The organism is Pseudomonas izuensis (assembly GCF_009861505.1).
Classification (GTDB): domain Bacteria; phylum Pseudomonadota; class Gammaproteobacteria; order Pseudomonadales; family Pseudomonadaceae; genus Aquipseudomonas; species Aquipseudomonas izuensis.
Window position 1 is genome coordinate 144,618 of the sequence record NZ_WTFT01000022.1, and the last position, 20,730, is coordinate 165,347.

Sequence of the window (20,730 nt, forward strand, 5' to 3'; positions counted from 1 at the left end):
GATGGGGCAAGAAGATCAAAATCAAAAGCAAGCGAGGCGAGCTGACACTCGACCTGCTTTAGCGGGTGCACCCAATCCCCTGTGGAAACTGGCTTGTCGGAGCGCCGCATCGTAGCGATGGCGGCCTGATTTCACGGATGAACGCGTTCCACTGTAGGAGCGAGCCTGCTCGCGATGGACTGCCGGGCAACGCGATCATCCAGACAGCACGCGTTATCGTTGACGACCATCGCGAGCAGGCTCGCTCCTACAGGGGATCGGGGTATTTGCCAAATTCAGGTCGGCTGTCAGGCCGCCTCGCGCTGGCTTTTGATCTGGGCGCCCCGTTAAACCACGCTGACCGAACGCAGGCATTGCGCAGTGGGTAAACCGGCAGGACGCCGGTTTAGCCGCGCTGGGCCATGGATGGCCCATCGCGGCGACCCACGGAGCAATGCCGGAGTGAGGGCATGCCGAGCCTGAGCGAGGCACCGAGTGGTGGGGCAAGAGCGTTTGGTTACTTTGCGCTTTTCAAAGTGACTCGCCGTAAGGGCGAAACCATAAGTAGCCGTTACCGCAGAAACGGATATACACACCAAACCACCAAACCACCAAACCACCAAAACCACATCACCCCAACAAATACCCAACCATTCAGAGAAACCACATCCCCCCACGGTTAACAAAACATAACGCACCGTCGATTGTCAGCCCTTCAAAAACCTCTATAGGATAAGCCAGCTTCCGAAGGGGCTCTGGATTGCGGGTTTCAGGACTGTGTTCTGAAACAGGTGATCCCGATACGCACCCTTGCGGCGCCCAGAAAGGTTTAATGACCTAACAATAATAATGGGGGAAGGTTTATGAGTGAGCCTGTCATGGGTGTGGGTATCTGCCGCCCGCCGGCATTACGCAAATTCGCGTTGCTGGCTACAGCGCTCTCGCTGTTGGGCTCTGCCGCGTGGTCGGCGCCTGTGCTGGCAGCTGACGCGCCGGCATCCGACGTTGTTTATTCCGTTGAATCGGCCAAGGCCAGCAAAAGCCTGGTCCTCGATGTCGTGCACGCCGGCAAGCGCCTGGTGGCGGTCGGGGATCGCGGGCATATTCTGTATTCCGATGACCAGGGCGCGACCTGGGCCCAGGCCAAGGTGCCGACCCGGCAACTGTTGACCTCGGTGTTCTTTGTCGATGACAAGCACGGCTGGGCCGTCGGTCATGATGCACAGATCCTCGCCAGCGAGGACGGCGGTATCACCTGGACCAAGCAATTCGAAGATCTGAAACGCGAATCGCCGCTGCTCGACGTCTGGTTCCAGGACGCCAGCAGCGGCTTTGCCGTGGGCGCTTATGGTTCGTTGATGGCCACCACCGACGGTGGCAAGCACTGGGAAGACGTCAGTGATCGCCTGGACAACGAAGACCAGTACCACCTCAATGCAATCACGGCAGTCAAGGACGCCGGGCTGTTCATCGTCGGTGAGCAGGGCAGCATGTTCCGCTCCGCCGATTGGGGCCAGACCTGGGAGAAACTCGAAGGCCCGTACCAAGGCTCGCTGTTCGGTGTGATCGGCACCGCGCAAGCCAATACGCTGTTGGCCTATGGCCTGCGCGGCAATCTTTACCGCTCCACGGATTTCGGCAGCACCTGGGAGCAAGTCGAGCTCAAGGCTGAACGCGGTGACCTGGAATTCGGACTGTCCGGCGGCACACTGCTTGACGACGGCTCCATCGTGATTGTCGGCAACGGCGGTTCGGTGATCAGCAGCAGCGATAACGGTGAGACCTTCAGCGTCTTCAACCGTCGGGATCGTATCTCGCTCTCGTCGGTGACCGCGGCCGGAAACGGCAATCTGATTCTGGCTGGACAGGGCGGCGTTCGCGCCACATCGCCAAACGGCGCCGAGTTGGGCAAATGAGCCGGGTTAATAATAAGAAGGCGGGGCTATGACTTCCTTGAGTACTCATCATCAGGACAAGGCGACGTTTCTTGAGCGCCTGATTTTCAACAACCGCCCGGCAGTGATCACGATCTGCCTGCTGGTCAGCATCTTCCTGTTCTGGCAGGCAACGTTGATCCGGCCGTCCACCAGTTTCGAAAAAATGATCCCGTTGGAGCATCCCTTCATTCAGAAGATGATGGAGCACCGCAACGATCTGGCGAACCTGGGCAACACCGTACGGATTTCCGTGGAGGCCACCGACGGCGACATCTTCTCCAAGGAATACATGGAGACCCTGCGCCAGATTCACGACGAGGTGTTCTACATTTCCGGTGTCGACCGTTCCGGCCTCAAGTCGCTGTGGAGTCCGAGCGTGCGCTGGACCGAGGTGACGGAGGAGGGCTTCGCCGGTGGTGAAGTGATCCCGCAGAGCTATAACGGCTCGCAACAAAGCCTTGACCTGCTGCGCAACAACGTACTCAAGTCCGGGCAGGTCGGACGATTGGTGGCCAACGACTTCAAGTCGAGCATCGTCGACATTCCATTGTTGGAGTCCTATCCGGACCCGCAGGACCAGGGCAAGTTGCTGGCGCTGGACTATCGCAAGTTCTCCCACGAGCTTGAAGACAAGATCCGCAACAAGTTCGAAGTGCAGAACCCCAACGTCAAGATCCACATCGTCGGTTTCGCCAAGAAGGTCGGTGACCTGATCGATGGCCTGGTGATGGTGGTGATGTTCTTCGGTATCGCCTTCGTCATCACCCTGATCCTGCTCTACTGGTTCACCAACTGCATGCGCAGCACCGTGGCGGTGTTGAGCACGACGCTGGTGGCGGTGGTGTGGCAATTGGGCCTGATGCATTTCTTCGGCTTCGGCCTTGATCCGTATTCGATGCTGGTGCCGTTCCTGATCTTCGCCATCGGTATTTCCCACGGCGTGCAGAAGATCAACGGTATCGCGTTGCAATCCAGTGAAGCGGACAACGCCCTGACCGCGGCGCGCCGAACCTTCCGTCAACTGTTCCTGCCGGGGATGATCGCGATCCTCGCCGATGCCGTGGGTTTCATCACGCTGCTGATCATCGATATCGGCGTGATCCGCGAGCTGGCCATCGGCGCGTCCATCGGCGTGGCGGTAATCGTGTTCACCAACCTGATCCTGCTGCCGGTGGCGATTTCCTATGTCGGCATCAGCAAGCGCGCCGTGGATCGCAGCAAGAAAGACGCGACCCGCGAGCATCCGTTCTGGCGCCTGCTGGCAAACTTTGCCAGTGCGAAAGTCGCCCCGGTTTCGGTCCTGCTGGCCTTGATCGCCTTTGGCGGCGGCCTCTGGTACAGCCAGAACCTGAAAATCGGCGACCTCGACCAGGGCGCGCCGGAACTGCGTCCGGACTCGCGCTACAACAAGGACAACAATTTCATCATCAGTAACTACTCGACCAGTTCCGATGTATTGGTGGTGATGGTCAAGACCAAGTCCGAAGGTTGCTCGCGCTACGAAGCCATGGCGCCGATCGACGAACTGATGTGGAAGATGCAGAACACCGAGGGCGTGCAGTCGGCGATTTCCCTGGTGACCGTGTCCAAGCAAATGATCAAGGGCATGAACGAGGGCAACCTGAAATGGGAAACCCTGTCGCGTAACCCGGACGTGCTGAACAACTCGATTGCACGGGCCGATGGCCTGTACAACAACAGTTGCTCCCTGGCGCCGGTGCTGGTGTTCCTCAACGATCACAAGGCCGAAACCCTGGATCGCGCGGTGCATGCGGTTCAAGAGTTCGCCAAGGAAAACAACAAGGAAGGCCTGGAATTCATCCTCGCGGCCGGTAACGCCGGTATCGAGGCGGCAACCAACGAGGTCATCAAGAAGTCCGAGCTGACTATCCTGATCCTGGTGTACATCTGCGTGGCGGTCATGTGCATGATCACCTTCCGTTCCTGGGCGGCGACCTTGTGCATCGTGCTGCCGCTGGTACTGACCTCGGTGCTGGGTAACGCCCTGATGGCCTTCATGGGCATCGGCGTGAAAGTCGCGACCCTGCCGGTGGTGGCATTGGGCGTGGGGATCGGCGTGGACTACGGCATCTACATCTACAGCCGTCTGGAAAGCTTCCTGCGTGCCGGCCTGCCGCTGCAAGAAGCGTACTACCAGACGCTGAAGTCCACTGGTAAGGCCGTGCTGTTCACCGGCCTGTGCCTGGCCATCGGCGTGTGCACCTGGATTTTCTCGGCCATCAAGTTCCAGGCCGACATGGGGCTGATGCTGACCTTCATGCTGCTGTGGAACATGTTCGGCGCACTGTGGCTGCTGCCGGCACTGGCGCGGTTCCTGATCAAGCCGGAGAAACTGGCGGGGCAGAAGGGCAATTCGCTGTTTGCTCACTGATCCCGGGCTGAAACAAAAAAGCCGCAACCAAGGTTGCGGCTTTTTTATGTCTCAAATTCCACACATTCCCCTGTAGGAGCTGGCTTGCCAGCGAAGACGTCCGCGTTGGCGATGCAAGACTCAAGGCAGCCTTCGCTGGCGAGCCAGCTCCTACAAGGGATTTGTGGTGGTCAGGCGGGATCGGTGCCCAGCACCAGATTCAACGCATCGCGCGCGTCGTCGAGCTGCAACAGCGTCGCATTTCGCGCACCCAGCGCATCACGGTTTTCGATGGCCGTGAGAATCGCCTTGTGCCGAGGCAATGCCCGTTCTTGCAGATTCGGCCGCTGATTCGAATGCTTCAACGACTCGGCAATAGCCACCGACAGCATATTGCACAGATTGGCCAACAGATCGTTGTGGGTCGCGTCGGCGATGCGGCTGTGGAAGTCCAGGTCCGGTTGCAGAAAGGCTTCCGGCGTGGGCGCGGCTTCCATGCGTTGGTAGGCTTCGCCGATGGAGGCGATGTCGTCGTCGGTTGCGAACTGCGCGGCGAGGGCGGCCGCGCCCGGTTCGATGATGCTGCGCACGCTGGTTAGCAGGTTGAAGAACTCATTCTGCGGGCTGCTCTGTATCAGCCAGTGCAGCACGTCCGGGTCAAGCATGTGCCATTCCCGGCGCGGCTTGACCACGGTGCCGACCCGCGGGCGGGAATACACCAGGCCCTTGGCGACCAACACCCGCGTGGCTTCGCGCAACACTGGCCGGCTAACGGCATACTCTTCGCACAACAGGGCTTCGGCGGGCAGTTTGTCGTCGGGCAGGAACTGTCCGGAAACGATCTGCATGCCCAATTCCTGGACAATGCGCGAGTGCATGCTTTTGCGGGCGGAGGGTTTGCGGTAATCCATGGGAAACGGCGCGGTCCTGTGCGAGGGGGGTGCCGGGCATGATAACAGGCGCGGCATACACTTGAGACTCGCTCCCACAGGAACTATCAGTGAACGCATGAGCTATCATTGCGTTTTTCCCATTCAAAGACTGATCGCCATGACCGCTGCAACCGACACCTTGCTCAATGCCCTCGAACACTGCGGAATGGTGGAAATCGACGGGCTTCATGCCTTCGAATTCGCCCTCGATGAGGACGACAACCTGCATATCGAATGCATGGATGGTAGAAACGCGCTGCATTGGGAATTCACCCCGGCGCAGATTCAGGCCGCGACCTTCGATCAAACCCTGCAGAGCTGGCTGATCAAGGACGATGGCGGCGAGCACCGTCTGGTGTGCGTTGGCGACGTCATCAGTGGCGACAACGAAGACGACGACCAAGCGGATGCGTAGCCTCTGGCCCCTGTTGATCGCCGGCAGCATCGGCGCGATGGGCGTTCAGACGGCTTGCGCCGAGGATTATCCATTGCTCGTGGGTTCCTACACCGCCGGGCAAAGCCAGGGCATTTATCGGCTGAATTTCGACAGTGCGACCGGGCAGATCAATGCCAAACCATTGCAAGTGGTCAAAAGCGAAAACCCGTCGTGGCTGACCCTGTCCAGGGATCAGCGGCGCCTGTTCGTGGTCAACGAAAATGGCCCGGGCCAGGCCGATCCGGTAGGGCGGGTCAGCAGTTATGCGATCGACCCCGGGACCCATGAGCTGACGCTGATCAATCAGGTGCAGAGCCTGGGCAACGAGCCGACGCATTCGAGCCTCAGCGCGGATGCCAGTCATCTGTTTGTCAGCAATTACTCGGTGGCCGAAGATCCGGGCGGGACCCTGGCGGTGTTGCCGGTGGGTGCCGATGGCACGCTGAAACCGGTGGTGCAGATGAGCAGTCATCCGGCCAGTCGGGTCAATCCCGAGCGGCAGATGTCAGCGCATGTGCATTCGACGATTCCGGCGCCCGATGGCAAGTATGTGTTCTCCAACGATCTGGGGGCGGACCGGATTTTTGTCTACCGTTACGACCCCAAGGCCAATCCTGACCTGCCATTGACCCCGGCGTCGCCAGCGTTTGTCCAACTACCCCCCGGCAGCGGTCCGCGTCATCTGTTGTTCAGTGCCGATGGCAAGCACGCCTGGCTGACCATGGAGATGAGCGCCCAGGTGGCCGTGTTCGATTACCGGGACGGCACGCTTGAGCAGACGCAAATGGTCGATCTGGCTTCCGGCCAGCCGGTTTCGGACAAGGCCGCCGCCGCGTTGCATGCCTCTAACGATGGCAAATTTCTATACGTCAGCAACCGTGGCACCACCAATCAGGTGCTGGTGTTCGCTATCGATCCGGCAACCGGGCATCTCAAGGAGTTGCAGCGCCGAACGGTGGAGGGTGATCATCCCCGGGAGTTCAGCCTCGATCCCAGTGGCAAATTCATGCTGATCGCCAATCAGAAAAGCAACCAGATTGTCGTCGTCGAGCGCGATACCAGGACCGGCCTGCTGGGTAAAACCGTGCAAAAACTGCCGATGGACGCCCCGAGCGATCTCAAGTTCATCATGCGACAATAGGCCGCAGGCCCCGGTTCATGGGGCCTGTAGCTTTCTATCAATGAGGCTGATATTTGGTAATGCTACAAAGCATTTCAAGGCCTCGTTCCTCAAGGGTTAAGTTTGCTTCACGGCCCAACCGGGCAAGCAAGCCAACTGACTTCGAGGACTACACCATGAACTTCAATCTCTTCTCCGTAATCGCCGCTTCCGCCATCTCCGCCACCGTTGCCCTGCCTGCCAGCGCCAACGTTGAAATCAGCGACAAAAAAGCCCACACCCAGAGCTACACCCAGAAATACCTGCAACAGAGCGCCAACTTCTACGCCGCGCTGGACCACAAAGCCCAGCACTGAAATTGCCTCCCTGCCACCTTTATGCAGGAGCGAAGTCACTTGCCGAGCGAGCGCCGATGCCTCGCCAAGCACCGAAGTGATGTCGCTCCTGCATAACGCATTTACGACAGCATCATATCGCCATCAATCTATTGCTTGATATCACATGGCCATGCGTTTAAATTTGACGCTGATTTTTTGACTCCTTCTCAAGAAAAGGATCGATCACATGGCGATGCGTCTTGCAGTGGTGCTTTTGTTCCTCTATTCCACCCCGATTTTATCCGCCGCCGAGCCCATTTCCGGGGAGCCCGACGCTGCCCGCGAGCGCTTGATGAGTTTTATTGAAGACTGAAATAGTCTGGCTTAATGATCAACGTAGTTGATAGTCGCTATAGACACGCCTTGTTGGTTATCGATGCTTTTTTCATCGATTCTGTGGACTCTGAAACATGTCCACGGAGTTCATCATGGCCAGCGCAATCATCACTTCTGCCAAACACGGCGCCTATGTGGCTATCGGTCTTTACCTGGTCATGGTGCTGGTTGTCAGTCTTTCGCCACAATCGCAACACACCTTCGAAGCGCCGATTCAAGTCGGACACCCTGGCATCCAGTTTGAACACCGCGCCCAACAGGCGATGGCTGATCAGACCGAACTGGCAGGAGTCGGCGGAGCATGAACCGTTGCAAATTTTTGGTCATCGCCTTCCTGGCAGTCATCACCAATGGATTTTCCTTGCTGGGGATCGGGCAAGGTTCCATAGGCGGGGTGGCACGGGCCATCGAGGCCAACCACAGCATCGCGCACAATATCGAGACAGCCAAGGCCATGGGGATGCTGGCCGGCAATCCGCCACTCAAACCGGAAAGCGCCTTTTTCGGGCCGTTCCACGTCGATTGCTCGGTGATCGGCATGTGTGAAGTGCTGGCGTAAATCGTTAAGACACCACGGTCCCTGTGGGAGCAAGGCTTGCCCGCGATGGGGCCGTCAAGGCCGCCAAAAGCATCGCGGGCAAGCCTTGCTCCTACAGGTTTCAGTAACCCGGATATCGGTTATTTCTTCATGATCGATGTAAACAACTCCGACGCCAGAAACCGCTGCAACCAATCCTGCAACCGCCGATAAGGCGTTTGCGCAAACCACTCGCGATCGACATGGGCGAATTGCCTTATGAACGGCATCAACGCCACGTCAGCCAGGCTTGGATGGTAAGTCAGCAGGTAATCGCGCCCCTCCAGTAACTCATCAAGCTTGCGCAAAAACACTTCGCCTTCGGCGCGATAAAACGTCATCGGCTGCTCCGGGTAGCGCTCGGCATACTTGTAGCGGTTCAGATGCACCTTGAATGCCTGATCGTTCTCTTCGATCAGCGCCGCGATGGCAAGCTGCCCCTGTGGATCGTCCTTTAGCAGCCAGTCCTGCGGATCATGTTGCGCCACGGCCCAGCGCATGATTTCCAGGCTTTCATCAATCACCCGCCCGTCGAAACTCAACACCGGCACCGTACCCTTGCTCGACAGCGTGAGCATTTCGGCGGGTTTGGCCTTGAGGCTGACTTCAACGATGTCCACGGCAACCCCCGCGTAACGCAGGGCCATGCGCGCCCGCATGGCGTACGGGCAACGGCGGAAAGAATACAGCGTGGTCATTTCACCTCCAGGGTGCTCAGGCCGTTGCCCTGGCGGCGGACCTGAATCTGCACCGGAATCCGCTCGTGCATTTCCTGCACGTGGGAAATCACTGCGACCTTGCGCCCCTGGGCCTGCAAGCCGTCGAGGGCATCCATGGCCAGTTGCAGGGATTGCGGGTCGAGGCTGCCGAAGCCCTCGTCAATGAACAGTGATTCGATTTTCAGCGTGCTCGACGCCATCGATGCCAGACCCAGTGCCAGGGCCAGCGACACCAGGAAAGTCTCGCCACCGGACAATGAATGCACCGAACGCAGTTCGTCACCCATTTCGGTGTCCATCACCAGCAAACCGAGCATGCTGCCGCCACGCTTGAGGCGATAGCGCCGCACCAGTTGGCGCAACTGCACGTTGGCGTGGTGCACCAGTAAATCGAGGTTGTAGGCCTGGGCGATCTTGCGGAAGGTATCGCCGGTGGCCGAGCCGATCAACGCATTCAGGCGCGCCCAGCGTTGATACTCGGCATAAGCCTCGGCAATTTGCTGCGCCAGGGCCTGGTTGGCGTTCTGTCGGCGCTGGTCCTCGACCTGTTCGGCGCGTAGTTCGGCGCAGCGCTGTTCGCTGACGCCGCACTGGTGCTGCAACTCGGTGAGGGCGATGTCGAGTTGTTCGGCATCAAGGTTGCCGTTGTGCTGCCCCTGATGGTCCATCAAACGCTTGTCACGTTCCTGCACCAGGACCTTGGCCTGTTCGATCTCTTTTTCGCTGAGCTGCAAGCGCTGGCGCAGCTCGCTGACGTGGGCGTCATCGACCCGCAGCAGGTCTTCAAGACCGCCATCGTCCAGCTCCGGATGGCGGGCACGCCAGTCGGCGATTTTAGCGGCCAGTTCCGTGGCTTCGCTTTGCAGTGCCTGCAAGCGTTCCTGCTGTGCCTTGAGTTCGGCGGCGATTCGCACCTGCTGCGTGAGTACGCTTTGAAGGTTCTGGGCCGTCGTGGTTTCGGCGCCGCGTGCCGTTTCCACGGCGTGCTCCAGTTGCTGCTGCCAATGTTCGGCGCTGCTGTGCTCACCGAGCAATTGTTCGAGGGTGTGCTGGCTAGCCTGTTGTTGTTCGGCAAGCGCCTGGAACTGCTGCTCGGCGGTTTGCAATTGCTGGGTGCGGGTCTGCTGCCGATCCTGTTCCTTCTCCAGGGATTGCTGGCGCTGTTGCTGTTCGGCCAGCTCTTCCTTCTGTTGATCGAGCTGCGCCAGGCGCTCGGTGATTTGCCGATCGAGTTGCATGAAGGTCGCGGCCGGCTCGCTGCGCAGTGCTTGCAGGGTTTCATCCGGCAGCAGGCTGGCGAACGCGGCCAGTTCTTCGTCAAGGCGCTGACGGTCGCTGCCGAGTTCGCGCTGTTGATTGTCCAGGTGTTGGGCCGCTTGCTGGTGTGCGGTTTCAGCGTGGCGCAATTGCTGGGTCAGGCGCGCGGCATCCTGTTGCAGGGTGAGCAGGGCCGTTTGCCGTTGTTCATCCTGGGCGATGCTTTGATTCAACTGGCTGTTTTGCTGGGCGAGCCAGGCGTCGCGCCTGTCCGCGTCCTGATCCAGCAGCGGGGCGGCCAACGGGTGCGCCGCAAGGCTTGGCGCCAGGGCTTGTTGCTGCGTCGCCAGTAACTCCTGCTGTTGCAGCAATTCCTTTTGCTGGGCGATCAGGCCACCGACCTCGGCACGCAGGTCGGTGAGCTTTTCCTTGAGCAGGTCGACGGCTTTCTGGGCGTTGGCCTGTTCGCCTTCATCAAAGCGGCCGAGGCTTTGCAACAGTGCTTCGGGTTGATGATACGGATGTTCATTACTGCCGCAGACCGGGCACGGCTGATCATCCTGCAACTGTGCGCGCAGTTCCTCGACGCTCGCGCTGCGGGCCAGGCGCTGACGCTCCAGCAGTTCGCGGGTGACGCTGAGGGTCTGCTCGGCGACGCTCAGTTCAGTTTTGGCCTTAACCCCATCCTGGGTCAGGCGATCGCGTTGCTGTTGTGCGGTGAGCTGACGTTGTTGCAGCTCGGCACCGCGCTTGTCCAGATCCTGCTGGCTGGCCCACAACCGGCTCAGGTCTTCGATGGCGCGCAGTTGTTTGCGATTGTCCTGCAACAGGCTGCCGAGAATGCCAATCTGCTCTGCAACGGCATCCGGTTCGGCGCCGACCTCCTTGTACAGCACTTCCAGCTGCTGTTTCTGCGCGGTGAATGCTGCCGCGGTACGGGTGGCGTTCTGTTCGAGGCTGGCGAGTTCGGCCTGCCCCTGATTCAGTCGATTGCCGATCAACATCAACTGTTGCAGGCGATCACGGTAGGCCTTCCAGGCATCGCTCAACGGTGCCAGATGGGCGCCTTGCTCCAGATCGACGGCCATGCGTTGCAAGTGTTCGGCGACCTGGGCCTGCCGGTCGAGCAAGCTTTGAATGGCGCTCTGGCCCTGGGCACAGGCTTGTTCGGCGTTGTGTTTCGCTTCAGCGCTTGAAGCAGTGTCCTTGGCCAGGCGGGCGAGGGTGCTCTGTTCTTCGAAGGCCTGACGCAACAGCGGCGCGCCGTCGGTTTGCTGCTGGAGCGCTTCGTTCAAGGCGATCCTGGCGGCGGCAAGTTGTTGCTCCAGCCCCGTCTGGCGCTCGGCGAGTTCGCCCTGCTGCTGCGTATGCCCGGCAATGTGCGCCGCCAACGGGGTCAGCAGGGCATCGATTTCGGCCTTGCGGGCGAACTGGTGCCGTTGTGGCGCCAATTGCTCCAGACGGGTCAGCTTCAGGCGTTCGTCGGCCAGGTTTTGCCAATGCTGTTGCGCCGATTGCAGTTGCTCGGCGGCGCTGTGTTGCGCGTCCTGCAACTGACGCAAATCCTTGAGCCAGGTGTGCTGCAACTCGAGCTGCTTGAGTTGCGCCTGCTGCAATTTAAGTTGTTGCTGTGCGGCATTGAAGCGCTCATCCAGCTCCGCCCGGTCTTCGGGCGCCAGTGGTGTGACCCCGCTGGCCTGATCCTGCAGCAGTTTGTGGGCTTCGCGGGCTTCCTTGGTCTTGTCGAAGGCGCGACGACCCAGCCGGGTGTAGAGCGCGGTGTCGGTGAGTTTTTCCAGCAGCTCGCTGCGGTCGTTATCGTCGGCCTTGAGGAAGGCGCTGAACTCGCTTTGTGCCAGTAGCACGGCGCGGGTGAACTGTTCGAAGTTCAGGCCCAGTACCGACTCGATCCTGCTTTTGAATTCGAGCTTTTGACTGGCGAGCAGTTGATCCTGGTCGATGTCGCGCAAGCTTTGACGACTGGCTTGCAGCCTGCCGCCCGCTTTGTCCCGTGCGCGGTTGGCTTCCCAGCGGGCACGATAGCGACGGCCGTCAATGCCGACGAAATCGACTTCCGCGTAGCCTTCACCGGTGCCGCGACGCAACAGCGTACGTGGATCCCCGGTGCCGATTTCACCATCGACGTCCGGTGCCTTGGCCGATGGCTGAACACTGTTGAGCCGCGGCACCGTGCCGAACAGCGCCAGGCACAGAGCGTCGAGCAGGGTGCTTTTACCGGCGCCGGTCGGCCCGGTGATGGCGAACAGACCGGCGCTGGCCAAGGGTTCGGCGGTGAAGTCGATATCAAAGGGACCGGCCAGGGAGGCGAGGTTTTTCAGGCGGATGGCGAGGATCTTCATGGCTGTTCGCTCTCCATCTGCACGTCTTGCAGCAACTCGGCAAAGTCCTTGAGGGTTTGCTCGTCGACCTCGCTGCCGTAGTTATCCATCCAGGCGCGGCTGAACAGTTCCTGGGGGGTGAGTTGGTCCAGTTCGATCAGTGCGGCACCGTCATCAGCACCATCACGGCTGCCGTTGCCGGCGTATTCGGCGGCGATGCGCACCAGGCGCACGGCCTTGCCCTGCAAGGCGGTTTCCACTTGATGACGCAAGTCCGGTTGCGGCTCGTCGAGGCGCACCCGCACCTCCAGCCAGGGTTGGCGCTGGTAGTCGGCCAGCAGGTCGATGTTTGGCAGCTCCGCCAGTTGCAGCAGAATGTCCGTCAGAGGGGCCGGACCGAGGCGTTGCAGATCGACTGCGCGGGGAATCAGTTTGGGTTCGACGCTGACCAGGGTTTCGCCATCAAGGGTGATGTCGAGAATCTGGTGCTTGTAGCCGATTTCAGAGAACGACAACGGAATTGGCGAACCGCTGTAGCGAATCCGCTCTTCACCATTGACCTTCTGCGGCTTGTGCAAGTGACCAAGGGCGACGTAGCTGATGCTGGGGCCGAACAGGCTGGCGGGCAGGGCTTCGGCGTTGCCGATGATCAGGCTGCGCTCGGAGTCTTCCGACACCGAGCCACCGGCCATGTGGGCGTGGCTGATGGCGATCAGTGCCTGGCCTTTCTTGCGCTTGGCGTTGGCGGCCTCGATCAGCCATTCGTGTACCTGGCCGATGCCGCGCAGATAGTTGTCGCCCAGGTGCGCGCCGGTGACTTCGGCTGGGCGCAGGAACGGCAGCGCCAGGCACCAGGCGACGGTTTTCCCCTTGGCGTCCGGCAGCGGTAAAAGCAGGCGCTCGGCATCCAGTTGCCCGTCATCCAGCCACAACACGCGGCCGAGGGCGTGCGTGCGCAGACGGCGCATCAAGGGCGCTGGCAATTCGATCCGCGAACCGGAATCGTGGTTGCCGGCGATCATCACGATGGTCAGCTTCGGTTGTTGCTCGTGGGCACTGACGATGAAGTCGTACAGGCGTTCCTGGGCCTTGACCGGCGGGTTGACGGTGTCGAAGATATCGCCGGCGATCAACAGCACATCGGGCTGATCGAGTTTGAGCTGGCGCAGCAGCCAGTCGAGAAAACAGCCATGCTCGAAATCGCGATCCTGGCCGTGCAGGTTCTGCCCAAGGTGCCAGTCGGAGGTGTGGAACAGACGCAAGGCGAACTCCGCTATTTGAAAGATGATGGCCGCAAGGAAAATGACAGCGGCGAAAGGGGAGAGAGTTTACTGGCAAACGCGCTTGCGGATGTACACGATTAACTGTGGGAGCAAGGCTTGCCCGCGATGGTGCCCGTGAGATCGCTATCGCGGGCAAGCCTTGCTCCCACGCAGAGCGATTCAATATTTACCGTGGGGTATCGGACTATTTGGGATAAAGCGGCGGCAATCCACTGTCGCCCACCGGGTCCTGAACCCGTTCGGCCGTCGGGATCGCGCGAATCGCCCGCCACAGCTCTTCACCCTGCCAGTGCTGGCCGGTTTCGCTGTACAGCGCGCCATTCAGGCCGTCCAGGGCGTCGGACAGCGGGACGAAGCGGGCGGCCATGTCGGCCAGGGTTTCCGGTTGCTGCCGGGCCCAGGCGTCGAGCGCCTGGCGGGTGGCGTGGGAGTCGTTGGCCTGGCAGGCGCGCTTGAGGTCGTCGAGCACGGTGCGGGGGCTCGGGCCGGTTTGCGCTGCGCGCAGGATCGCCGGTTGCCAGCGCGCGCGCCACCACAGGCCGAAGCCCAGCAGGGTGGTGCAGGCCAGGATCAGGGTGCTGAGTTTCCAGCGCCACAGGGTTTCGCCGTCCGCAGTGGCATTGAGCTGGGAAGTACCGGCCGGCGTGTCGACCATCAGGCTCGGGTTGGTCGCCACTTGCAGGGTCCGGGCAGGCAGGCTGCTGTGTTCCAGGTGGTCTTCGAAGGTGTTCCACCAGACCACTTCGACCGACGGCAACTCGATTGAACCGCTTCGGGCGGGCACCAGGGCTTCGCGGTCCTCGCGACTGCCGACCAGACCGCGTTCGCTGTGCTGGTTACCCAGCACCGGTTGGTCCGGATACCGGCGCAGGCCGCTGACCTCGGTACCGGGCAGCGGCGGCAGTTGCGTGCTGGCCAGGCCCTCGGCCTTCACCGTCAGGCTGCGGGTCAGCGAATCGCCGGCCTGAACGTGCTCCGGTTCCGGATTCCAGCTCTCGCTCAGGGTCAGGCTACGCGCCGGCAACCAGGGCAGGTCGGCGGGGTAGGTGATGGGTTTGGCCTTGACCGTCAGCAGAATTTCGCTGGAACTGACGCGCATCAGCTTGCCGGACTTCGGATTCGGTGACGCGGCGTCCTGGGTGGGTTGCGCGTCCACCAGCGCGGCATTGAAGATCTGCCCGGGAATGATCAATTCACCGCTGTGCTGCGGATAGATTGCGTAGCGCATTTCAATCACGCCGTGGCGTACGCCGTTGATGTCTTTTTCGTAAGTGCGCGATTCCCCCAGCTGTTCGATGCGCGCATCGGGAATCTGCAGTGGCGGCAGGCTGCTGTCATCGTACAGCGACACCGAATGGTAGATGCGCAGGGTCAGGATCGCCTGGGCCTGCACGTACACACTGGTTTGATCGAGACTGGCGTCGATGAACACCGGGGCCAGTTTGTTCGAGGTCTCCTGGGTTTCGCTCTGGATCACTTGCACGGTGATCGGCTGGCTCTGGATCTCGCCCAACTTCAATGACGGGATCACCACGCTGCCGTTTTGCAGCGGCAAAAGGGTGACGATCCAGCGGGTCGTGGCGCGATTGTCGCCGCCGAGGGTGTTCAACTGGTTGACCTGGCGGGTGCCACGCACTTCGAACAATGGCTCCAGCGGTGTCAGGTCCGGTTTGCCGAACTGCGTCACGTCGTTGGATTCCAGGGTCAGCTCGATCGTCTCTCCGGAGTTCAGGCGCGTGCGATCGACACTGGCGACCAGCTCGGCTGCCTGGGCCTGGGCGGTCCACAACACAAAGGCGAACATGAAAGCGGTGAAGCGGGTCATCGAGTTTTTCCCTGATCCTGATGTTGTTGCTGTTCGTACCAGAATTTACGCCTGAGCAACTCCCCCGGGTCATCCGGGATCTGCCGCAGCCATTGCTCCAGCGCCTGCTGCTGTTCTCCTTCGATACTGTCGCTGGCCGGGCGCATGGGCGGCGTGGTGTGTTGCTCGTCCCCCAACTCGCTGCCTGGCACTTCGTTGGTGCCTGTTTTTGGCGGCCTCGTGGGCGATTGTTCGGTATCGGAGCCGGTCTGTTGGTCAGCGTTCTTCGGCTCGCCCGTGCTCTGCGCCTGGGCGGCAGCGCCGGGTGGCGGCTCTTGCGGCGGTGCCTGGGGTTCCTCGCTGGCGGTATTGTCCGGCTCGGCGGCGGGCGGGTTGGCTTTCTGCTTGAGCAGGCTTTCCACCAATGCCTTGTTGGTCAGGGCCGGGCGCAAGTCCGGTTGACGTTCAAGTGCCTGTTCATACGCATCCAGCGCTGCCTCCAGTTCACCGCTTTTGGCCAGGGCATTGCCTCGATTGTAGTGGGCGTGGGCATCGTCGCCTTCGGCGAACCGCTGGGCGGCGCCGCTGTAATCGCCCGCTCCATAGAGGGCCACACCTTGCCACTGATGATCTTCGAAGTGCTGTGCGGCCTCGGCCGGGCGTTGCTGCTTGAGCAGGTGCACGCCCTGCTGATCGGGGCGTAGCCACAGGTCCTGGAACTCGAAGGCGTAGCTCGGTTGTGGCAGCGCCAGCAGCAGCGGCAGGCAGAACAACCAGCCGCGACGACCGGCACAGGCCGCCAGCAGCAACAACGGCAATAGCAACCAGTATCCCTGATCGGCCCAGGCATCCAGGCGCAGGGTCTGGCCGTTGTCGCGCAGGTTGCGCGGCCCATCGAGCAGGCCAAGCGCGCGCAGGTCGGAGTCGCCCAGGCGCGCGTGGCGATAGCGCCCGTCCAGATCGTTGGCGAAAGCTTTCAGGCCCGGCTCGTCCAGGTGCGGTACCAGAATCGCCCCCTGTTCGTCCTTGAGGAAACTGCCGTCCTCCTGGGTGATCGGCGAGCCTTCGGCGGTGCCGATGCCAAGCATCAGGAACTGGGTGGATTTGCCGCTCAGGGCCCGACGAATCCCCAGGCGTTCCTGTTCTGTCAGGGAAGAGCCGATCAACAGGATCCGGCCATCGCCCAGTGCGCCTTGCTCCAGCAGGGCCAGGGCCTTGGTCACCGCGAGGTCGGCGCGATGGCCGGCCTCGGGCATCAACGACGGTTTGAGCGCATCCAGCAGATTGCGGCTGGTGGACAGGTCGTCCGACAGCGGCACCAATGTGTGCGCGCTGCCGGCGTAGACCACGATGGCGGTCTGCGCGTCGCTGCGGTTTTGCAGCAGGTCGAGGAGCTTGCGCCGGGCCTGTTCCAGGCGGTTGGGCTGGACGTCGGTGGCGAGCATTTGCGGGGTCAGCTCAAGGATCACCACCAGCGGATCGGCGGGTTTCTGGCTGAGCTGCTCGACACGCTCCCAGCTTGGCCCCAGCAGCGCGAGTACGGTCAAAAGCCACGCCGCGCCCAAGGCCACCCACGGCAGTTTACTGTCGCGGCCATTGCCGCCGCTGAGCAGTGCGGCATGAAAGGCCGGCGGAAGGATCATCTGCCAGCGCCCGGCACGCTTCTGCCGATGCCAGAGTTGCCACAGCAACCAGCCCAGCAGCGGCAGCAACAGCAGCCACCAGGGGCGGAACCAGTAGGGCCAGAGCTCGCTCATCGGCGTCTCCGCAGGCGCAGGCGCTTGAGACGCTCGCGCCAGTCAGGCAGTTGGGTTTGCAAAAACAGGTCCTTGGTAAACAGGCGATGCAGCGGGTTATCCGGCCAGAGCTCGCGGACCACCAGCAGCATGCTCATGATCAGCGCCATCGTCAGTGGCCAGTGATACAACGCCTGGGCCGGACGGGCCTGGGTCGGTTGCTGGGTCACGGGTTCCAGTTGGTCGAGGGTATCCTTGATCGCTTGCAGCTCCTTGCCATCGCGTGCCCGGAAATACCGGCCTCCGGTCGCCTCGGCGATCGCTTTCAGGGAAGGCTCATCAAGGTCCAGGCTCGGATTGATCCCGAGGAAACCCAGGGTGCCACTTTCCTCCGGATCGGCACCGATGCCGATCGGGTAGATCTTCACGCCTTCCCTGGCGGCCAGGCGCGCGGCAGTGAGCGGGTCGATTTCACCGCCATTGTTGGCGCCGTCCGTCACCAGAATCAGCACGCGGCTCTGGGTCGGCCGTTGCCGCAGGCGCTTGAGGCCCAGTCCAATGGCGTCGCCGATGGCGGTGTTCTTACCGGCGATGCCAATGCGCGCTTCGTCGAGCCAGACGCGCACGGTATGCCGGTCGAAGGTCAGCGGCGCTTGCAGGTAGGCCTGGCTGCCGAACAGGATCAGGCCGACCCGATCGCCGTCGCGGCTCTCGAGGAAGTCGCCGAGCAGATGCTGGACCAGTGCAAGGCGGCTGACGTCTTCGTCCTGCCATTGCATGTCGGGGAAATCCATGGAGCCTGAAACGTCCACCGCCACCAGCAGGTCGCGGCCACTGGCGGCAATCGGTAGCGGTTCGCCAAGCCATTGCGGGCGCGCGGCGGCGGTCAGCAGCATCAACCACAGCAGCAGGAACGGCGCCTGTTGCCGCCATGCCGGCAGGTTGGCGCGGGCGCGGCGCCGGGCCAGGCCTTCGAGGTCGCTGAGGAAGCTGACCTTGAGCGCCGGCTCGCCACTGTCGGCCACCGGCAGCACGATGCGCATCAGCCACGGTAGCGGCAGCAGGGCGAAGAGCCACGGCCAGGCGAACTCAAACATGTTTGCGAATCCAGGTGTCGACTGCCTGGGTGAGGCCGGCGATGGCCTTGTCGTCGAGTTTGCATTCGGGTTTGTAGGCGCCTTCGACCAGCACCATCCAGCGGGTCAGCCCGGCAGCCGGGCAGCGGTTGTCGAGGAAGGCCAGCCATTTGCGCCCGTTGAGGGTGTGGCTCTGGCTGTAGGGGTAATGGTTGCGGCACAGGCGCTTGAGCAGGCCATTGAGTTGCTGCAGCCAGGCACCGGCGGGGGCCCCGTCGTAGGGCTTGGGCATCAGCGCCAGCTCCGACAGGGCGGCGAGGCGCACCGGGTCCAGCGGCTGCTCGGCGCGCACGATACGGCGCTTTTGCGGAATGAAACGCCGAAGCTTCCACAAGCCGAAACCGATGACGGGCAGCAGCAACAGCAGTAGCCACCAGCCCGGTGCCGGTGGCCAGAAGTCGATCGGAGGCGGAGAAATCAGGGGTTGCAGTTGATCCAGACTGCTCATCGACCTTTCCCCGGCTTCTGAGGGTTCAGGTACTCGCGCAATTGCTCGACCATTTCGCTCTGGGTGCTCAACGGCATCAACAGTACCCGCAGTTTTTGCGCGAGCAATTCCCAGCGGGCGATGCGCGTTTCTGCCTGGGCGCGGTAGGTCTGGCGCAGGTCGAAATTCAGCGTATCGAGCTCCAGTTGCGCACCGCGCTCGGCAAAACGGAGCAAGCCGGCGGCGGGCAGGGCGTGATCCAACGGATCGGACAGTGGCAGTAGCAACAGGTCGCAATGGCGCGACAGCAGGCTCAACTGCTGCTCGGCGCTCTCGGACAAGGCGCGTTCGTCACAGATCACGATCGCCAGGCTACCCGGGCGCAACACTTCACGGGCGCGACGCAGGGCAATGCCGAAGGCGTCGCGGTCCGGTTCGCTTTCAGTGTGCAACGACTGATTGACGCGCACCAGTCGGTTGAGAAACTGCAGCAGACTTTGTTTACTGCGCCGTGGCTTGATTTCGTAGTGTTCGTTGTCACCGAACACCAGCCCGCCGACCCGGTCATTATGCCCCAGCGCGGCCCAGCCGATCAGGCTCGCGGCCTGGGCGGCAAGCACCGATTTGAACATCAGCCCCGAACCGAAAAACAGCCGACGGCTTTGCTCGACCATGATGAAAATCGGTCGCTCGCGCTCTTCGTGGAACAGTTTGGTGTGAGGCTCCTGGGTTCGGGCGGTAACCCGCCAGTCGATGCTGCGCACGTCGTCGCCGGCCTGATAGACCCGCACCTGATCGAAGTCGACGCCACGACCGCGTAGCTTGGAGTGGTGCAGGCCGATCAGCGGGCTGCGCTGGCTCGGTGTGGAGAACAGTTGCACTTCGCGTACGCGATGGCGCATCTCGATCAGCTCGGCGAGCGTGATGCGGATACCCGGTTGGGGCGGCAGGAGGGTGTTCATCGGGGTCAAGCGACGGCTACGACGTCGAGAATCCGCTGGACCACCCGGTCCTGGTCGATACCGGCGGCTTCGGCTTCAAAGGACAGAATAATGCGGTGGCGCAACACGTCGAACAGCACGGCCTGAATGTCTTCCGGGCTGACGAAATCGCGTCCGGCGAGCCAGGCATGGGCGCGCGCGCAACGGTCCAGGGCGATGGAGCCGCGTGGACTGGCGCCATAGGCGATCCACTCGGCCATCTCCGGGTCGAATTTGCCCGGATTGCGCGTGGCCATGACCAGTTGCACCAGGTATTCCTCCACGGCATCGGCCATGTACAGGCCGAGGATTTCCTTGCGTGCGGCAAAAATCGCCTGTTGGCTGACCCGGCGCTCGGGTTTTGTTTCGCCGTTCAGGGCTTCACCACGGGCCTGTTGCAGGATGCGACGTTCGACAGCGGCGTCCGGGAAGCCGATTTTCACGTGCATCAGAAAACGGTCGAGCTGGGCTTCTGGCAGCGGATAGGTGCCTTCCTGCTCGATGGGGTTTTGCGTGGCCATCACCAGAAACAGCGGCGACAGCTCATAAGTGCTGCGCCCGACACTGACCTGACGCTCACCCATGGCTTCGAGCAGCGCCGACTGAACCTTGGCCGGGGCTCGGTTGATTTCGTCCGCCAGCACCAGGTTATGGAAGATCGGACCTTGCTGGAACACGAAGCTGCCGGTTTCCGGGCGATAGATTTCCGTGCCGGTGATGTCGGCAGGCAACAGGTCGGGGGTGAACTGAATGCGATGGAACTGGGCTTCGATGCCTTCGGCAAGTTCTTTGATGGCCTTGGTTTTGGCCAAACCAGGAGCGCCCTCGACCAGCATATGGCCGTCGGCAAGCAGGGCGATGAGCAAGCGCTCGATGAGCTTTTCCTGGCCGAGAATCTGCGTTGAAAGAAAGGTTCGCAGCGCGAGCAGCGCTTCACGATGTTCCATCGATGACTGTTCCTGGAGAAGGTGGCCGAAGACGTTC

General features: G+C 61.4%; 18 protein-coding genes. 8 read left to right on the forward strand and 10 right to left on the reverse strand.

Annotated elements, in window-relative coordinates; genetic code table 11:
* The first annotated feature begins 842 nt into the window (after window positions 1-842).
* Entirely contained in the window at window positions 843-1,895 is a 1,053-nt protein-coding gene (locus GPL81_RS19470; RefSeq protein ID WP_160108027.1) for a WD40/YVTN/BNR-like repeat-containing protein, read from the forward strand.
* A gap of 28 nt (window positions 1,896-1,923) precedes the next feature.
* A complete protein-coding gene (locus GPL81_RS19475) occupies window positions 1,924-4,308 on the forward strand; it encodes an efflux RND transporter permease subunit (protein ID WP_160108028.1) in 2,385 nt (794 codons plus the stop codon).
* A gap of 170 nt (window positions 4,309-4,478) precedes the next feature.
* Here the strand turns inward: GPL81_RS19475 and GPL81_RS19480 are convergent, their stop codons facing one another.
* Complete coding sequence (locus tag GPL81_RS19480) at window positions 4,479-5,198, reverse strand: FadR/GntR family transcriptional regulator (protein ID WP_160108029.1); 720 nt, start codon at window positions 5,196-5,198, stop codon at window positions 4,479-4,481.
* A 97-nt stretch (window positions 5,199-5,295) separates the two neighbouring features.
* On the opposite strand from GPL81_RS19480, the gene GPL81_RS19485 reads away from it, so the two are divergent.
* From GPL81_RS19485 to GPL81_RS19505, 6 genes are all read left to right on the forward strand, one after another.
* Window positions 5,296-5,634, forward strand: a complete 339-nt coding sequence (locus GPL81_RS19485) for a DUF5629 family protein (RefSeq protein WP_160108030.1) — start codon at window positions 5,296-5,298, stop codon at window positions 5,632-5,634.
* A complete protein-coding gene (locus tag GPL81_RS19490) occupies window positions 5,627-6,796 on the forward strand; it encodes a lactonase family protein (RefSeq protein WP_160108031.1) in 1,170 nt (389 codons plus the stop codon). Before GPL81_RS19485 ends, GPL81_RS19490 begins: the two co-directional genes overlap by 8 nt.
* A 155-nt stretch (window positions 6,797-6,951) precedes the next feature.
* Complete coding sequence (locus tag GPL81_RS19495) at window positions 6,952-7,131, forward strand: hypothetical protein (protein WP_064380406.1); 180 nt, start codon at window positions 6,952-6,954, stop codon at window positions 7,129-7,131.
* Between the two features lie 208 nt (window positions 7,132-7,339).
* Window positions 7,340-7,465 carry a hypothetical protein gene (locus tag GPL81_RS31740; RefSeq protein WP_256576238.1) on the forward strand — a complete coding sequence of 42 codons (126 nt, stop codon included), beginning with the start codon at window positions 7,340-7,342 and terminating at the stop codon, window positions 7,463-7,465.
* Between the two features lie 115 nt (window positions 7,466-7,580).
* Complete coding sequence (locus GPL81_RS19500; protein ID WP_160108054.1) at window positions 7,581-7,793, forward strand: hypothetical protein; 213 nt, start codon at window positions 7,581-7,583, stop codon at window positions 7,791-7,793.
* Window positions 7,790-8,047 carry a hypothetical protein gene (locus GPL81_RS19505; protein ID WP_160108032.1) on the forward strand — a complete coding sequence of 86 codons (258 nt, stop codon included), beginning with the start codon at window positions 7,790-7,792 and terminating at the stop codon, window positions 8,045-8,047. Before GPL81_RS19500 ends, GPL81_RS19505 begins: the two co-directional genes overlap by 4 nt.
* 119 nt (window positions 8,048-8,166) lie before the next feature.
* On the opposite strand, the gene GPL81_RS19510 is transcribed toward GPL81_RS19505, so the two are convergent.
* The 9 genes from GPL81_RS19510 to GPL81_RS19550 all read right to left on the reverse strand — a co-directional run bounded on the left by GPL81_RS19510 (window position 8,167) and on the right by GPL81_RS19550 (window position 20,693).
* A complete protein-coding gene (locus GPL81_RS19510) occupies window positions 8,167-8,763 on the reverse strand; it encodes a glutathione S-transferase (protein ID WP_160108033.1) in 597 nt (198 codons plus the stop codon).
* Complete coding sequence (locus tag GPL81_RS19515) at window positions 8,760-12,401, reverse strand: AAA family ATPase (protein WP_160108034.1); 3,642 nt, start codon at window positions 12,399-12,401, stop codon at window positions 8,760-8,762. Before GPL81_RS19515 ends, GPL81_RS19510 begins: the two co-directional genes overlap by 4 nt.
* Window positions 12,398-13,642 (reverse strand): exonuclease SbcCD subunit D C-terminal domain-containing protein, encoded by a 1,245-nt coding sequence (locus tag GPL81_RS19520; RefSeq protein WP_160108035.1) that lies wholly within the window; start codon window positions 13,640-13,642, stop codon window positions 12,398-12,400. The genes GPL81_RS19515 and GPL81_RS19520 overlap by 4 nt, the downstream gene beginning before the upstream one ends.
* A gap of 205 nt (window positions 13,643-13,847) precedes the next feature.
* Entirely contained in the window at window positions 13,848-15,488 is a 1,641-nt protein-coding gene (locus GPL81_RS19525; protein WP_160108036.1) for a BatD family protein, read from the reverse strand.
* Window positions 15,485-17,224 (reverse strand): tetratricopeptide repeat protein, encoded by a 1,740-nt coding sequence (locus GPL81_RS19530; protein ID WP_160108037.1) that lies wholly within the window; start codon window positions 17,222-17,224, stop codon window positions 15,485-15,487. The genes GPL81_RS19525 and GPL81_RS19530 overlap by 4 nt, the downstream gene beginning before the upstream one ends.
* Window positions 17,221-18,300, reverse strand: coding sequence for a vWA domain-containing protein (locus GPL81_RS19535; RefSeq protein WP_160108038.1), 1,080 nt, complete (start codon window positions 18,298-18,300; stop codon window positions 17,221-17,223). The genes GPL81_RS19530 and GPL81_RS19535 overlap by 4 nt, the downstream gene beginning before the upstream one ends.
* A complete protein-coding gene (locus GPL81_RS19540; RefSeq protein WP_160108039.1) occupies window positions 18,293-18,787 on the reverse strand; it encodes a DUF4381 domain-containing protein in 495 nt (164 codons plus the stop codon). The genes GPL81_RS19535 and GPL81_RS19540 overlap by 8 nt, the downstream gene beginning before the upstream one ends.
* Window positions 18,784-19,728, reverse strand: a complete 945-nt coding sequence (locus tag GPL81_RS19545) for a DUF58 domain-containing protein (RefSeq protein WP_160108040.1) — start codon at window positions 19,726-19,728, stop codon at window positions 18,784-18,786. Before GPL81_RS19545 ends, GPL81_RS19540 begins: the two co-directional genes overlap by 4 nt.
* Window positions 19,729-19,733: 5 nt before the next feature.
* On the reverse strand, window positions 19,734-20,693 hold the full coding sequence (locus GPL81_RS19550) for an AAA family ATPase (RefSeq protein WP_096511076.1): 960 nt from the start codon (window positions 20,691-20,693) through the stop codon (window positions 19,734-19,736).
* Between the last annotated feature and the right edge of the window lie 37 nt (window positions 20,694-20,730).

Bases quoted from the DNA above. Each gene is read 5' to 3' on its own strand.
- GPL81_RS19490 (WP_160108031.1), top strand. From the start codon at position 5,627: ATGCGTAGCCTCTGGCCCCTGTTGATCGCCGGCAGCATCGGCGCGATG.
- GPL81_RS19475 (WP_160108028.1), top strand. From the start codon at position 1,924: ATGACTTCCTTGAGTACTCATCATCAGGACAAGGCGACGTTTCTTGAG.
- GPL81_RS19495 (WP_064380406.1), top strand. From the start codon at position 6,952: ATGAACTTCAATCTCTTCTCCGTAATCGCCGCTTCCGCCATCTCCGCC.
- GPL81_RS31740 (WP_256576238.1), top strand. From the start codon at position 7,340: ATGGCGATGCGTCTTGCAGTGGTGCTTTTGTTCCTCTATTCCACCCCG.
- GPL81_RS19545 (WP_160108040.1), bottom strand. From the start codon at position 19,728: ATGAACACCCTCCTGCCGCCCCAACCGGGTATCCGCATCACGCTCGCC.
- GPL81_RS19500 (WP_160108054.1), top strand. From the start codon at position 7,581: ATGGCCAGCGCAATCATCACTTCTGCCAAACACGGCGCCTATGTGGCT.
- GPL81_RS19485 (WP_160108030.1), top strand. From the start codon at position 5,296: ATGAGCTATCATTGCGTTTTTCCCATTCAAAGACTGATCGCCATGACC.
- GPL81_RS19525 (WP_160108036.1), bottom strand. From the start codon at position 15,488: ATGACCCGCTTCACCGCTTTCATGTTCGCCTTTGTGTTGTGGACCGCC.
- GPL81_RS19505 (WP_160108032.1), top strand. From the start codon at position 7,790: ATGAACCGTTGCAAATTTTTGGTCATCGCCTTCCTGGCAGTCATCACC.
- GPL81_RS19540 (WP_160108039.1), bottom strand. From the start codon at position 18,787: ATGAGCAGTCTGGATCAACTGCAACCCCTGATTTCTCCGCCTCCGATC.
- GPL81_RS19510 (WP_160108033.1), bottom strand. From the start codon at position 8,763: ATGACCACGCTGTATTCTTTCCGCCGTTGCCCGTACGCCATGCGGGCG.
- GPL81_RS19515 (WP_160108034.1), bottom strand. From the start codon at position 12,401: ATGAAGATCCTCGCCATCCGCCTGAAAAACCTCGCCTCCCTGGCCGGT.
- GPL81_RS19470 (WP_160108027.1), top strand. From the start codon at position 843: ATGAGTGAGCCTGTCATGGGTGTGGGTATCTGCCGCCCGCCGGCATTA.
- GPL81_RS19480 (WP_160108029.1), bottom strand. From the start codon at position 5,198: ATGGATTACCGCAAACCCTCCGCCCGCAAAAGCATGCACTCGCGCATT.
- GPL81_RS19535 (WP_160108038.1), bottom strand. From the start codon at position 18,300: ATGTTTGAGTTCGCCTGGCCGTGGCTCTTCGCCCTGCTGCCGCTACCG.
- GPL81_RS19530 (WP_160108037.1), bottom strand. From the start codon at position 17,224: ATGAGCGAGCTCTGGCCCTACTGGTTCCGCCCCTGGTGGCTGCTGTTG.
- GPL81_RS19550 (WP_096511076.1), bottom strand. From the start codon at position 20,693: ATGGAACATCGTGAAGCGCTGCTCGCGCTGCGAACCTTTCTTTCAACG.